Annotated in this window: 14 protein-coding genes; 3 read left to right on the forward strand and 11 right to left on the reverse strand. The window is 62.3% G+C overall.

Going from position 1 to position 14,088, the window contains the following annotated elements; all coding sequences use genetic code 11:
* Nucleotides 1–14: 14 nt before the first annotated feature.
* From ACSQ3G_RS13400 to ACSQ3G_RS13445, 10 genes are all read right to left on the reverse strand, one after another.
* Complete coding sequence (locus ACSQ3G_RS13400) at nt 15–1,139, reverse strand: branched-chain amino acid ABC transporter substrate-binding protein (protein WP_105437897.1); 1,125 nt, start codon at nt 1,137–1,139, stop codon at nt 15–17.
* Nucleotides 1,140–1,278: 139 nt separating this feature from the next.
* On the reverse strand, nt 1,279–1,632 hold the full coding sequence (locus tag ACSQ3G_RS13405; protein ID WP_105437898.1) for a DUF6867 family protein: 354 nt from the start codon (nt 1,630–1,632) through the stop codon (nt 1,279–1,281).
* Between the two features lie 39 nt (nt 1,633–1,671).
* On the reverse strand, nt 1,672–2,400 hold the full coding sequence (locus tag ACSQ3G_RS13410; RefSeq protein WP_105414781.1) for an ABC transporter ATP-binding protein: 729 nt from the start codon (nt 2,398–2,400) through the stop codon (nt 1,672–1,674).
* Nucleotides 2,400–3,266, reverse strand: coding sequence for an ABC transporter ATP-binding protein (locus ACSQ3G_RS13415; protein WP_046625208.1), 867 nt, complete (start codon nt 3,264–3,266; stop codon nt 2,400–2,402). The genes ACSQ3G_RS13410 and ACSQ3G_RS13415 overlap by 1 nt, the downstream gene beginning before the upstream one ends.
* Nucleotides 3,266–4,654 carry a high-affinity branched-chain amino acid ABC transporter permease LivM gene (livM, locus tag ACSQ3G_RS13420; RefSeq protein WP_105414779.1) on the reverse strand — a complete coding sequence of 463 codons (1,389 nt, stop codon included), beginning with the start codon at nt 4,652–4,654 and terminating at the stop codon, nt 3,266–3,268. Before livM ends, ACSQ3G_RS13415 begins: the two co-directional genes overlap by 1 nt.
* A 1-nt stretch (nt 4,655) precedes the next feature.
* Nucleotides 4,656–5,558 carry a branched-chain amino acid ABC transporter permease gene (locus ACSQ3G_RS13425; protein ID WP_038544603.1) on the reverse strand — a complete coding sequence of 301 codons (903 nt, stop codon included), beginning with the start codon at nt 5,556–5,558 and terminating at the stop codon, nt 4,656–4,658.
* Between the two features lie 297 nt (nt 5,559–5,855).
* Nucleotides 5,856–6,404 carry a sarcosine oxidase subunit gamma gene (locus ACSQ3G_RS13430; RefSeq protein ID WP_436110384.1) on the reverse strand — a complete coding sequence of 183 codons (549 nt, stop codon included), beginning with the start codon at nt 6,402–6,404 and terminating at the stop codon, nt 5,856–5,858.
* 10 nt (nt 6,405–6,414) lie between these two features.
* On the reverse strand, nt 6,415–9,372 hold the full coding sequence (locus ACSQ3G_RS13435; RefSeq protein WP_436110385.1) for a sarcosine oxidase subunit alpha family protein: 2,958 nt from the start codon (nt 9,370–9,372) through the stop codon (nt 6,415–6,417).
* Nucleotides 9,369–9,650: a sarcosine oxidase subunit delta gene (locus ACSQ3G_RS13440; protein WP_436110386.1), complete on the reverse strand. Its 282-nt coding sequence runs from the start codon at nt 9,648–9,650 to the stop codon at nt 9,369–9,371. The genes ACSQ3G_RS13435 and ACSQ3G_RS13440 overlap by 4 nt, the downstream gene beginning before the upstream one ends.
* 12 nt (nt 9,651–9,662) lie before the next feature.
* Nucleotides 9,663–10,913, reverse strand: a complete 1,251-nt coding sequence (locus ACSQ3G_RS13445; protein ID WP_105429154.1) for a sarcosine oxidase subunit beta family protein — start codon at nt 10,911–10,913, stop codon at nt 9,663–9,665.
* 237 nt (nt 10,914–11,150) lie between these two features.
* On the opposite strand from ACSQ3G_RS13445, the gene ACSQ3G_RS13450 reads away from it, so the two are divergent.
* From ACSQ3G_RS13450 to sciP, 3 genes are all read left to right on the forward strand, one after another.
* Nucleotides 11,151–12,182 carry a DUF2793 domain-containing protein gene (locus ACSQ3G_RS13450; protein WP_436110387.1) on the forward strand — a complete coding sequence of 344 codons (1,032 nt, stop codon included), beginning with the start codon at nt 11,151–11,153 and terminating at the stop codon, nt 12,180–12,182.
* 127 nt (nt 12,183–12,309) lie between these two features.
* Nucleotides 12,310–13,032, forward strand: coding sequence for a sugar transferase (locus ACSQ3G_RS13455; protein WP_436110388.1), 723 nt, complete (start codon nt 12,310–12,312; stop codon nt 13,030–13,032).
* A gap of 195 nt (nt 13,033–13,227) precedes the next feature.
* Nucleotides 13,228–13,503: a CtrA inhibitor SciP gene (gene sciP, locus ACSQ3G_RS13460; RefSeq protein WP_018327815.1), complete on the forward strand. Its 276-nt coding sequence runs from the start codon at nt 13,228–13,230 to the stop codon at nt 13,501–13,503.
* A gap of 91 nt (nt 13,504–13,594) precedes the next feature.
* Here sciP and ACSQ3G_RS13465 read toward each other — a convergent pair whose 3' ends face one another.
* The gene (locus ACSQ3G_RS13465) at nt 13,595–14,047 is read right to left on the reverse strand and encodes a paraquat-inducible protein A (protein ID WP_105437905.1); all 453 of its coding nucleotides are present in this window, start codon (nt 14,045–14,047) and stop codon (nt 13,595–13,597) included.
* Nucleotides 14,048–14,088: the final 41 nt, after the last annotated feature.

The raw sequence follows: 14,088 nt of genomic DNA on the forward strand, positions 1-14,088 counted from the left end.
TTGCCGATAACGGCTCAGCCCTGCGGGAAGTAGCTGTACTTGCCGTCCGGACCCTTCTTCCATTCGTACATGATGTAGCCCGGAATCTTCGGATCGCCCTTGGCGTCGAAGGCAATGTCACCGAGAACGGTCTTGAACGGACCCTTTGCATGCAGCGTCTTGGCAACGGCTTCGGCGTCGTCGGCCTTGCCGGTTGCCTTGATGCCGGCAGCGATGACCTGCACGGCTGCGTAGGAATACAGCGTGTAGGCTTCCGGGTTGAAGCCGGCTGCCTTGAACTTGGCAACCAGGTCCTTGTTGGCCGGGTTCAGCGTCGGGTCCGGGCCGAAGGTGTTGAGCGTGCCTGCGACGGCGTCGCCGGCGATCGAGGCCAGTTCGTTGGAGACGATACCGTCACCCGAAACGAGCGTAGCCTTGAGGCCCTGGTCCTTGGCCTGGCGGATGATCAGGCCGGCTTCGGTGTGGAGACCGCCCCAGTAGATGATCGTGACGCCGGCTTCCTTCATCTTGGAGATGAGCGCCGAGAAGTCCTTGTCGCCGACGTTGACGCCTTCGCGGATGACTTCCTTGAGGCCCTTGGCGTTCATTGCCTTCTTGGTTTCTTCGGCAAGGCCCTGACCGTAAGGCGTCTTGTCGTCGATGATGGCGATCTTGGCGGTCTTGAACTTGTCGGCGAGGTAAGCGCCGGCAACGCCGCCCTGCTGGTCGTCACGACCGCAGGTACGGAAGACGTTCCACAGGCCACGCTCGGTAAAGACCGGGTTGGTCGCAGCCGGGGTGATTTCGAGCATGCCGTTTTCGGCATAGACTTCCTTGGAAGCCGGAATCGAAACGCCGGAGTTGAAGTGGCCGACCACGTACTTGACGCCGTCGGATGCAAACTTGTTGGCAACCGAGATGCCCTGCTTGGGATCGGATACGTCGTCGCCGAGGACGATCTTGATCTTTTCGCCGTTGATGCCGCCGGCGGCATTGATATCGGCTGCGGCCTGTTCGGCACCCTTCTGGAGCTGCGCACCGAAGGCGGCGTTCGGACCCGTGAGCGGACCGCCGACGCCAATAACGATGTCGGCCCATGCGCTACCGCTGAAGGCGACCATGGCCGTCAGCGCAACCGCGGAAAGAAGAGACTTCTTCATCGAGTTACTCCCAATTTTTTAGGTGAGCTGATTTTTCGAAACCGGGCGCAATACCCACCGTCACTGCGCCGGAAATGTTCCACTCTAGGTTACTTATGATTTCAACCCGAGCTAATCTGAGGACAGAAAAGTGCGGCTGTCAATCTTTCTTCTTGAAGGAGAAAGCGGAAGTCGGCTCGTAGAGCCAATAGTAATTCTGCACCATCTGGCGCGTCCGCCGGATGCGGAATCCGGCGCTCGAAAAGACGAGCAGGATGGCCACATCGATGATGTAGTAGAACGGACTGATGAATGGCCCCTGGAACAGTGCATAGTGCAGAAAACGCATCGCCACGCCGAGTAGCAGCGTATAGACCACCACCGTCGTATAGCCGTTCCAGCCTTCGGCGGCGGCCTTGCCCGAGCGCCAGGCAGTCCAGAAGCCGATGATCAGCACGAGGAAACGCAAGAGGTACCGCACGCCGCTGTCGCTTTCGAAAAACAGTCCCTGCATCCTAAATTCCTCCGGCTGCCATTAGTACAACCTTAACGATCAATGCCGTCCACCTTCAAGGTAAGCGGCGCGCACTTCCGGATTGGCGAGAAGCTCTTTTCCGGAACCGCTCATCGTCACCTTGCCGTTGACCATCACATAGCCACGGTCGGAGAGTTTCAGTGCCGCGAACGCATTCTGCTCGACGAGGAAGACGGTCAACCCTTCTTCCTTGTTCAGCTTCTTGATCGCCTCGAAAATGCCCTTGACGATCAGCGGCGCCAAGCCCAGCGAAGGTTCGTCGAGCAAGAGCAGCTTCGGCCGCGCCATCAGCGCGCGTCCGATCGACAGCATCTGCTGCTCGCCGCCCGAAAGCGTGCCGCCGCGCTGGCTCTGGCGCTCCTTGAGGCGCGGGAAGAGCGTGAAGATCTTCTCGACGTCCTCGTTGAAATATTTGAGGTTGTCGAGGCCGGCCCCCATCTGCAGGTTCTCGTAGACGGTCATGCGCGGGAAGATGCGCCGGCCTTCGGGAGACTGGGCGATGCGGCGCCGTGCGATCAGGTGCGTCGGCAGCTTGGTGATGTCCTCGCCGTCGAAGATGATCGCGCCGGTTCGAGCCTGCGGGCTGCCGCAGATGGTCATCATCAGCGTCGACTTGCCGGCGCCGTTGGCGCCGATCAGGCTGACGATCTCGCCCTTGTTGACTTCGACATCGACGCCTGCGAGTGCACGGATATTACCGTAGTAGGTCTCGACAGCCTCGACTTTCAGAAGGTTCTCGGCCGCCATCAGTGATTGCCCCCCTCGAGTTCTACCGCAATCACCTCTTCCACCTCGTCATCCTCGACGCCGAGATATGCGGCGATCACTCGTGGGTCGTTCTTCACATGGTCCGGCGAGCCGTCGGATATCTTCTGGCCGTATTCCAGCACCACGACATGGTCGGAAATCTCCATGACCACCGACATGTCGTGCTCGATCAGCAGGATCGAAGCGCCCTCGTCGCGGATCAGGTGCAAGAGCGCGTTGAGCGCCGCAGATTCTCGCGGGTTGAGGCCGGCAGCCGGTTCGTCGAGGCACAGCAGTTCCGGGTTGGTGCACATCGCGCGGGCGATTTCGAGCCGCCGCTGGGCACCGTAGGGAAGGTCGCCGGCAGGGTCGTCGGCACGATCGGTCAGATCCGCCTTGTCGAGCCAGTATTTCGCCTTTTCGATCGAGGCATCGACGGCCCTGTTATAGGCCGGCAGACCGAGGAGGCCGAGGATCGTGTAGCCCGATGCCTTCATCAGGGCATTGTGCTGCGCGACCAGCAGGTTTTCGAGAACCGTCAGGCCCGAGAACAGGCGGATGTTCTGAAAGGTGCGGGCGACGCCGGCCAGCTTGGGGATCTCGAAGTCGCGCAGACGTTCCAGCAGGAATTCCTTGCCGTCCCTGCGCTGCAGGGTGAGCATGCCCATGGTCGGCTTGTAGAAGCCGGTGATGCAGTTGAACACCGTCGTCTTGCCGGCACCGTTCGGCCCGATCAGCGCGGTGATCTCGCCGCGCCGTACCTCCAGCGAAAGATCGTTGATGGCCATCAGGCCGCCGAACTTCATCGACAGGTGCTCGACCTTGAGGATCGTATCGTTCGTCATCGTCGTCGTTCCGAGAGCCATCAGCCGTGGCCCTCCTTGGTAAAGCTTCCAGAGACCGCCCTGCGCTCCTTGAGGAAGGCCGTCGGTTCTCGCGATCCGACAAAGCCCCGCGGCTTGAACAGCATGACGATGATCATCGCCAGGCCGAAGAGCAGCATGCGGTAGAGTTCAGGCGTGAAGTCCGGTCCGAACACGACCTTGAGGAAGGACATTTCGCGCAGCACCTCGGTACCGCCGACCATCACCACCGCGGCGATCGCGATGCCGGTCAGCGACCCCATGCCGCCGAGAACGACGATTGCCAGGATCACGGCCGATTCCAGGAAGACGAAGCTTTCCGGCGAGACGAAGCCCTGGCGGGTGGCGAAGAAGGAACCCGCGATTCCCCCGAACATCGCGCCGGTCGCAAAAGCGGTCAGCTTGGTGGTGACGGTATTGATGCCGAGCGAACGGCAGGCGATCTCATCCTCGCGCAGCGCTTCCCAGGCCCGGCCGATCGGCATGCGCCGAAGCCGGATGGTGACGTAGGCGGTGAGCATGCAGAGCGCCAGGATGATGTAGAACAGGAAGATCTTGTAATAGACCGAGGAAGCCGACAGGCCCCAGGCCTTGACGAAGCTGTTCGCGCTGCCGGTATCGAAGGACCAGATGCCGAAGAACGAGGCCTTTGCGATACCCGAAATCCCGAATGTTCCCTTGGTCACATCGGTCCAGTTGATCAGCACCAGGCGGATGATTTCCCCGAAGGCGAGCGTCACGATAGCGAGATAGTCGCCCCTCAGCCTCAGAACCGGGAAGCCGAGGATGATCCCCCAGAGTGCGGCGAGAACGCCCGACATCGGCAGGAGCAGCCAGAAGGACAGGCCGAAATAGGAGGACAGCAGCGCATAGGAATAGGCGCCGACCGCATAGAAGGCGACATAACCGAGGTCGAGCAGTCCGGCGAGGCCGACGACGATGTTCAGGCCCCAGGCGAGCATCACGTAGATGAGGATCTGGATGCCGAAATTGTCGACATATTTCAGCGAACCCTGCTTGCCGACGATGAGCAGCGACAGGAAGGGATAGACCAGCAGGAAGATCAGTGCGATCTTGAGGAAATGCCGGTGGAAGAAGTTCTTCTGCTCGGAAATTTCCAGCACGCCGCTCTTTGCCTTGGCGAGCTTGCGACGGTCGATATGTGGCTTGATGAACCCGACTGTGAGGAAGCGGCTGACCGCCGCAACCAGGACAAAGATCGCCAGAAGACCCCAGCGGGTGCGCCAGACGAGCGCGTTGTTGATGTCCTGATAGGTCTCGACGCCGACGAACAGCAGGAACATGAAGAAGGAGATGACGCCGGCGAAAATACCTTCCCGCACCGCCTTGGCAAGCACGTTCGGATGACCGGTTTCGGTTGCAGCTGTCATGTTACACCTTCTCCACTTCCGGCCGGCCGAGAATGCCGGTCGGCTTGAAGATCAGCACGAAAGCGAGGATCGCAAACGTGGCGACGTCCTTGTAGGCGATGGAGAAATAGGCCGACCACAGCGACTCGATGAGGCCGATCAGCAGCCCGCCGAGAACGGCGCCCGGCAATGACCCGATACCGCCGAGAACCGCTGCGGTGAAGGCCTTGACGCCCGGGATGAAGCCATCGTTGAAAGAGGCGACGCCGTAATACATCAGATACATGCCACCGGCGACCGCCGCGAGCGCTGCACCCATGATGAAGGTGATCGAGATCGTCCGGTCGACGTCGACGCCCAGCAGCGCCGCCATCTTGCGGTCCTGCTCGGTTGCCCGCTGGGCGCGGCCGAGCGGCGTCTTGTTGACGATGTACCAGAAGGCGAACAGCAGCACCGCCGTGATGATGACGATGAGCACCTGCTTCAGCGAGATGGTGATGCCGCCGATATGAAAGACGTCGGTTACCATCGGCGGGATCGGCTTGTTGCGCGGCCCCTGCGTCACCTGGATGAAGTTGGACAGCACGATCGACATGCCGATCGCGGTGATCAGTGGCGCAAGCCGGAACGAACCGCGCAACGGCCGGTAGGCGACCCGCTCGATCGTCCAGTTCCACAACCCCGTCATCAGCATGCCGACGAGCAACATCAGCAGCAGAAGCAACGCCACCGGAATGCCGGCGAAGAAGGAGGTTGCGATCAGGAAGACGATGAGAGCGGCGAAACCGCCAAGCATGAAGATATCGCCATGGGCGAAGTTGATCATGCCGATGATGCCGTAAACCATCGTATAGCCGATTGCCACAAGGCCATAGATGGATCCAAGAGTCAGCCCGTTGATGAGCTGCTGGATAAAATACTCCATATATTTTCCCCTGGATGCGATCCCGGGAGGGTCGCATCTCGTTTATTTGCCCCTTGCGGGTTCTTACGTTCTTTGGCGCATTCCATAACGTTTTCGTAAGGAATGGGAAGACAAAAAGCCGCGAGACCGACAAAATCGCAGCACTTCTCAACAATCTGGCAACACAAAGATCAGAAATTCCAAAAAACCGGCAGCTTCTGTCGAAAAATTAGCCGGGGCACCCGGTTTGCGAAATTAAAGATCGTCCTTGCGTTAACGTTAAATTCAGATTCGACCCTCGCCCTGCAGGCTCAGCGCTCAGTCCACGAAGCCGCGGGTCAGCGCATGCTCGCGGCCCATCTCCATCAGCTCCTCGAAAACCGATCCGGCAAGCGAGCGCGGCACGATGATCTCGAACCTGTCGGCACCGGTGCGCGCGACATTTGCCTCCGCGTGGCAGCACAACATCGCGGCCGAATGCCCCTCCTCGAACACCTCCGGATGCAGGTCGATCGCCACGCATTTGGCGAGAATCGCTCGCACGCTCGGACCGGATATTTCCATGAGCACGCGGCCGCCGCTCTGGTCAGCGAAGAACGCTCCGGTGATCCCGGACAGCATGCCGGCGACCGTCTCGGCGCCGACCGTCCGCGATACGGCCAACCATTCGGACGGGCTGCAGAAGCGCGGCGCCACATCCTCGGCATTCCACAGGGCTTCGGCGACGGCCGTCTCCTGGCCCTCGTGGGCGAGAACCGAGAAGATCACCGGCCGGCGAATGATGGACAGGTGGTTCGGATTGGGGTCCGTCTCGAAGCCCGAGATATGATCGTCTAGGACATGCCGGTGAAGAAGATTGATCGACATCAGGCAGCCCTCAGAGATACAGTTTGCTGTTTTCGGGATCGACGAAGACCGGCGGGCAGACTTGCGCGAGCACTTCCGAGCCGCGCAGCCCGTCCCAGACCATCACCCGTTCGCCGATCCGCTCGCGCCCGGATTTCAGCATGCCGAGCGCGATGAAATGCCCGAGTGTTGGCGAAAAGCAGGCCGATGAGACGAAACCCTGATCGTTCGCCGTCGACGGCTTTGCACCCTCCTTCAGAAGATGCGCGCCGGCCTTGATCTCCTTGTCGGCCTCGATCGGCTTCAATCCGACGAGCTGCAGCCGGTCGGCGGCCGTCAATCCGAATCGGGTCGAGAGCCGCTTGCCGATGAAATCCGGCTTCTGCATCGCCATCATCCGGCCGAGCCCGACATCGTCCGCGGTAGTGCGGCCGTCGAGCTCGCTATGGGTGACATGCCCCTTCTCGACGCGCAGCACGTTCAGGGCCTCGACACCATAGGCGCAGATGCCCTCCTCGCGGCCCGCATTCATGATCGCGTCGGCGACCGCCTCGCCGTAACCGGCCGGAACGGCAAGCTCGTAGGCGAGCTCGCCCGAGAAGGAGATGCGGAACAACCGCGCCTTCAGCCCGTCGCGCAGCATCACCTCCCTGGCGGCGAGGAAGGGGAAGGCAGCATCGGAAATATCGTCCTGCACAACGCGGCTCATGATGATTCGCGCCTTCGGACCGGCGAGCGACATCTGCGCCCACTGATCCGTCGAGGAGACCAAGCGCACGTCGAGTTCCGGCCAAAAGGTCTGCGCCGAGAATTCCAGATGCGCGAGCACGTCCACGGCAAAAGCCGTCGTTGTGGTCATGACATAGTGTTTTTCGGAAAACCTGCTCACTGTGCCGTCGTCGAAGACGATACCGTCCTCGCGCAGCATCAGCCCGTAACGTGCTCTTCCGACCGGCAGCTTGAGAAAGCTGTTGGAATAGATGCGATCGAGGAATTCCGCCGCGCCCGACCCGAATATCTCGATCTTGCCGAGCGTGGAGACGTCACAGAGCCCGGCATGGGCGCGGACGTTCAGGACCTCGCGGTCGACGCTTTCCCGCCAGGTCTTTTCGCCCTCCTGCGGGAACCAGGCGGAGCGGTACCAGAGACCTGATTCGACGAAGGTCGCGCCGTTCTTTCTCGCCCAGCCATGCAGTGGGGAGGTCCGCACAGGCGCCGCATGCTCGGCCCGCGCAGCGCCTGCCAGCGCGCCGAACGAGACCGGCGTGTAGAACGGCCGGAATGTGGTGGTGCCGATCTCGGCCGGCGATACCCCACGCATGCCCGCGACGATGCCGGCCGTGTTGACATTGCCGAGCTTGCCCTGGTCGGTCGCCATGCCGGCGGTGGTATAACGTTTTGTGTGCTCGATATGGCGGAAACCTTCCCGCTGGGCGAGACCGAGGTCGCCGACATGCACGTCGTTCTGGAAATCGACGAAAGCCTTGTCCCGGGCGCCCGGCACGTACCAGAGCGGCGCGAAGGACGGATCGTATTCGCCCTCGACCTCGGGCGTTTCGAGTGGGCCGACCAGCCTGCCCAGCGCGTCGAGTGCGGCATGGGCCTTGGCCGAACCATCCTTCAGGCAAGCCCCGAGCGACACCTGGCCGGCAGCCGAGCCGGCAGCCGCAAAAGCTCCGCCGACGTCGGGCGCCAGAAAGGCCTGTTTCTCGTCGGACCACACGGGCTTGGCGCCGCGCTGGCACATCAGATGCACGATCGGCGACCAGCCGCCGGACATCGCCAGCGCATCGCAGCCGATCACCTCCTCGAACCCGGAGCGCTCGACGATCAGCCCCTCGATCCGCTGGCGTCCCCTGGTCGCGATCACCGAGCCGCTGCGGATGACGCGGACACTCTCCGGCACCGGGTCGGCCGATTGCGGCCGCGCGTCGATGATCGCGGTGACGTCGATACCCTGAGCGAGGAGGTCGGCGGCCGTGCGGTACCCGGAGCCGCCATTGGTGAAGACAGCGACCCTGCCGCCGACCGCGACGCCGTAGCGGTTGAGATAGGTGCGCGCAGCCCCGGCTGTCATCACGCCCGGCTTGTCGTTGCCGCCGAAGACGAGCGGCCTCTCTTCGGCACCGGTGGCAAGGATCGCCTGCTTAGCCACGATGCGCCACAGCCGCTCCATCGGCAGGTCCGGCGACGGCGAGGCCACGTGTTTCTGCACCCGCTCGACTGCGCCGAACACCATGTCGTCATACCAGCCGAACACGGTCGTGCGCGGCATCAGCGTCACGTTCGGCAACGACGCCAGTTCCTCGACGACGTCAGCCGTGAATTCCGCAGCCGGCTGGCCGCCGACCGTGGCGCTTTCCGACAGCAGCGAACCTCCGAACCTGAAGCCTTCGTCCGCCAGGATGACCCGCGCCCCAGCCCTGCCGGCGGCGAGCGCCGCCATGAGACCGGTCGGCCCCGCGCCGATCACCAGCAGGTCGCAATGCGCCCAGGATTTTTCGTAACGATCCGGATCGGCCTGCATCGTGGCCTTGCCGAGCCCGGCGGCACGGCGGATCAGCGGCTCGTAGAGTTTTTCCCAGAGCACGCCCGGCCACATGAAGGTCTTGTAGTAGAAACCGGCACCGAGAAACGGCGAGAAGAGATCGTTCACCGCGCCGAAATCATGCCTCAGCGACGGCCAGCGGTTCTGGCTGGCGGCAGCGAGGCCATTGTAAAGCTCGACCACCGTCGCACGGGCGTTCGGCTCGGCCCTCGCGCCCCACCCGATCGTCATCAGCGCGTTGGGCTCGGCGGACCCTGCCGTCACCACACCGCGCGGGCGGTGGTACTTGAAGCTGCGGGCCATCAGCATCTGATCGTTGGCAAGCAGCGCCGAGGCGAGCGTATCGCCGTCGAACCCCTTGTAGCTGCGGCCGTCGAAGGTGAAGGTGAGCGACTGGCCGCGATTGATCGCGCCGCCGGACCCGAGACGATAGGAGGTCATTCGTCAGCTCCCGCGCGCTCAAACTCCGCGGCATCGGCCACGCCGAAAACCTCGTGGGTAAGGTTGTCCCGCTCGACCACCAGAAAACGGCGGCAGCCGGCGACGTGATGCCAATACTCCTGATAGCGCCCTTTCGGATTGTCCCGGATATAGACGTAACGGTGCCAGGCCTCGTCCCTGGCGGTCGGCGAAGGGCGTTCCGGCGCGGCGGCGCCGCGGATCGAAAACTCTTCCTTGGGTCTGGTACCGCAATGCGGACAGGTGATGAGGCTTGCCATGGGGGATCTTGCTCAGTGAAGGTTCGGCTGGGGGCCGCGGCCCGCTTCGTCGATCGTGTAACCGCGCTCGAACCGGTCGAGCCGCATGAAGCGGGTGACGTGATGCGTCTCGTTCTTGGCGATCAGGTGGGCGAAACAGAAACCGGAGGCCGGCGTCGCCTTGAAGCCGCCGTAACACCAGCCGCAATTCAGATAGAGATTGTCGATCGGCGTGCGGTCGATGATCGGCGATCCGTCCATCGACATGTCCATGACGCCGCCCCAGCTTCTGAGCACCTTGGCACGCGAGAGGCCGGGGATCAGCGACACCCCCTCCTCCATCGTGTGCTCGACGGTCGCCAGATTCCCGCGCTGCGCATAGGAGGAATAGAAGTCGATCTCGGCCCCGAACACCAATCCGCCCTTGTCCGACTGCGATATGTAGAAATGGCCGGCGCCATAGGTGATCACATGGTCGACCACCGGCTTCAGCCCTTCCGAAACGAAGGCCTGCAGCACGTGCGATTCGATCGGCAGTTCGAGATCGGCCATCCGCCCGACTGTGGTGGTATTACCGGCAGCCGCGAGCGCCAGCTTGTTGCAGCCGATGAAACCCCTGGTCGTCTCGACGCCGGTGACGAGACCATTTTCGCGGCGGATGCCGGTCACCTCGCAATGCTGGAGCAGATCGACGCCGCGGGCGTCCGCCCCACGGCCGTAACCCCAGGCGACCGCATCGTGCCGCACCGTACCGGCGCGCTTCTGGTAGAGCGCCCCCATGATCGGGAAACGGGCGTGGTCGAAATTGAGATAGGGCGCTTTTCTGCGCACCTGCTCGCGGTCGAGCAGTTCGGCGTCGATGCCGTGGATACGCATGCCGTTGCCTCGGCGGGCATAGGCGTCCCGCTGGCCGTCGGAATGAAAGAGGTTGAGCATGCCGCGCTGGGAGACCATCGCATTGTAGTTGAAATCCCGCTCCAGCCCTTCCCACAGCTTCAGCGAAAATTCGTAGAACGGGTTGTTGCCTTCAAGCAGGTAGTTGGAGCGGATGATCGTCGTGTTGCGCCCGACATTGCCCGAGCCGAGATAGCCCTTTTCGAGCACAGCGACATTGGTGATGCCGAATTCCTTGGCCAGGTAATAGGCCGTCGCCAGCCCATGCCCGCCGCCGCCGACGATGATCACGTCGTAATGCGGCTTCGGCTGCGGTTCGCGCCAGGCCGGCTTCCACATCCGGTTGCCGGACAGCGCTTCCTTGAAGATCGAATAGGCCGAATAACGCATGCTTTTCCCTGTCTCTCGCCGCGCTCACATTCGCATATGCGAGACAAAGGACAAGCGCAATCAGGACATCGAAAAGCCCGTATGCGACGAAACGCGCAGGCGTTGCGCCAAAGGCACGGCGCGTCGAAGCGAGCATGTTTCTCAAGAGCCGCTTCAGGCTTTTCAAAGGCTTGGCCGCTTCCGCCTCCCCGTCTCCGCCATCGGCCTTAGACTCCGGGCGACCGAACGGAGATAGCCATGGCCGATACGACCGCAAAACTGAACATGCCCTTCATCCTGCCTTCGCAGGCGCAGAAACACGTGACCCACAACGAGGCGCTGCTGCGGCTCGACGCGCTGGTGCATCTGACGATCGTCGCGGAACTCGAGAACCCGCCGGGCACATCCGAAGAAGGCGCCTGCTATCTGGTGGCGACTGGGGCGACCGGCGCTTGGGCCGGCAAGACGGGACGTGTCGCTTCCTGGCAGGACGGCTACTGGGCATTCCTGATCCCGCGCGTCGGCTGGCGGGCCTGGTTCGCCGCTTCCGAAAAACTCAAAGTGTTCTCGGGCACGCTCTGGCTGGACATCCCCCTGCCCGCCATCGGCCGCGTCGACGAACTCGGCATCAATGCAACGCCCGACAGCACAAACCGGCTCACGCTCGCCTCCCCGGCAAGCCTGTTCAACCACGCCGGCAACGGCCACCAGATCAAGATCAACAAGGCCGCATCCACCGACACCGCCTCGCTGCTCTTCCAGTCGAACTGGACGGGCCATGCGGAAATGGGCCTGGCCGGAAACACCGAGTTCTCGGTCAAGGTCAGCGACGGGACGACATGGAAGACCGGGCTGTCGATCTCGCCCAGCGGCCATGTCTCGCAACCCAATCAGCCGGCCGCCCGCGTTTACCGCGCCGGCACGAGTTTCACCCCGACCGCCGGCCAGCAGAGCGGCTTCACCACGCTTGCCCTCGATCGCGGCGGCTTTTCGCTGGGCGTTGCGGTCGGCGGCGGCGGCAACCGGCTCGTGGTGCCGGCCGACGGGGTGTACCTCGTCGCCCTCAATCTCGCGGTGCTCTCGTCGTCCGGCCATGCGACCAGCCTGATGCTCAATGCAACACAGGCACTTATTCTGATGAATGGCGCCGCCGGTGGAGCACAAATGCAGTCCGCAACGGGAATTTTTTCCTTTTCCGCCGGGGATTACCTGACGCTCGGGCATGCCGGTACGGCACAACTGGAATTGGGCGTCGGAAAAACCGAGTTATCTTTGGCGATGCTGCAATAACAGCAATCTCTAAATTATATTCATCCTTAACGGTTGGTTAACTTGGCTGATGACTCCGGACTGGAGGTGTTCTACTAAAAGTTGCCGCCGCCCTCAGGGCGTCGGGCGTGGGGTGGGGTGGCCGGTTTTGAGTGTTCCTGATCTGCATGACGACACCACCGACGGGTCGAGCGGTTGGCGCATCGAGCCGCCGCCAATCCTCCTCCGGCATTCGGGTTTACCCCGTAAATCCAGCGGCAGCCTTCGAACGCAGCTCGCGGCAAAGCGGGCGATCGACATCGGCGTCTCGCTTTCCGCACTGATCCTGCTCCTGCCTCTGATGCTGCTCGTGGCGCTGGCGATCCGCATCGACAGCGACGGGCCGGCGCTCTTCACCCAGACGCGCTGGGGCAAGGACGGTCGCAGGTTCCTGGTCTACAAGTTCCGTTCGATGCGCACCAATCTCGGCGATGCGCGGGGGATAGCCCAGACGGTCAGGGACGATCCGCGCATCACCCGCGTCGGCGCCCTCATCCGCAAGGCCAATGTCGACGAACTGCCGCAGCTTCTGAATGTCCTGAAAGGCGACATGTCGCTGGTCGGCCCGCGCTGTCACGCGATCGACATGCTAGCCGCCGGCATCCCTTACGAGAGCCTGGTTGCGGATTATCATCGCCGCCATTCGATGCGGCCGGGCATGACCGGCCTGGCCCAGATGCGCGGTCTTCGCGGACCGACGGACCGCCCCGGCAAGGCGCGTGCCCGTATCGCATGCGACCTCTATTACATCGACAATTTCTCCATTTTCCTCGATCTGCGCATCATGCTCGGCACGCTGCTCGCCGAATTTCGGGGCGGCAAAGGCTTCTGACCGGCCGCTTTCGAGCGACGGCCCAGTCGCCGAAACCCCTTCTTTTCCTGCACAAATGAGCGTTTTTCGTCCTGCCTTAGGACACGCAGCGCGATTGTTGCCGTAGTGGGAACAAATGCTGCGGCCTGTTTAGTCAAATATTAAAACTGGGCAGCTAGGCTCACCGACGTGGTCTTGCGTTGTGTAGAGAGTCCAATGACCGAAATGATACGTCCCCGAGTAAAATATGTCATCGGCCCCGATGGCAGCCCCTTGACGATCGCCGACCTGCCGCCGGCCAATACGCGCCGCTGGGTCATCCGGCGCAAGGCAGAGGTGGTAGCCGCGGTTCGCGGCGGCCTGTTGAGCTTGGAAGAAGCCTGCGAGCGTTACACGCTTACCGTCGAGGAATTCCTGTCCTGGCAGTCCTCCATCAACGATCATGGCCTGGCCGGTCTGCGCACCACACGCATCCAGCAATATCGCCACTGACGCCGAATTCGCGGGCGTCAAGCCCGCACCGGAAACCAAAAGGTGCCGCTGCAACGAACGCAACGGCACCTTTCGGTTTCTGAAAGACGGCTCAATTCTGCCCGGATCCGATCCGGGACAGCGACGGCAGAAGCCCGGCGATGACGGCTGAAGCGGCATAGAACCAGAGGCCCGGCTGCGAGACCGCAACAGCCAGGCCGCTGCTCTTTGCCGCAAACACCACGATCGCCACCAGCATCACGTCCATCATCGACCATTTCGAAAGATGCGGCATCGCGCGGCGGAAAAATCCTGCCTCCGCCGCCCGTCCGGAAAGCTGCGCCGCCAGCCCAGCCAGCTTGACGATCGGAAAAACGATCGAAAACAGCCCGACCACCAGCGACAGCGCCAGGTCTCCCTCCTGGAAAAGCGCCGCGACGAGTTCCAGCAGAGACGGCGTTTCGCTGAAGAAATAGAGCCGCTCGAAACGGATGATCGGCAAAAAGAGCCCGAGCGCCAGAAAGATCGCGGCCAGCGCGAGAAGAAGCGGCCGCAGCCAGTTCATCGCTTTCTCCGTTGACGATGTGTCACCCCTGGTGGGGCAGC

This window comes from Neorhizobium tomejilense, from assembly GCF_964254135.1.
Lineage (GTDB): Bacteria > Pseudomonadota > Alphaproteobacteria > Rhizobiales > Rhizobiaceae > Neorhizobium > Neorhizobium tomejilense.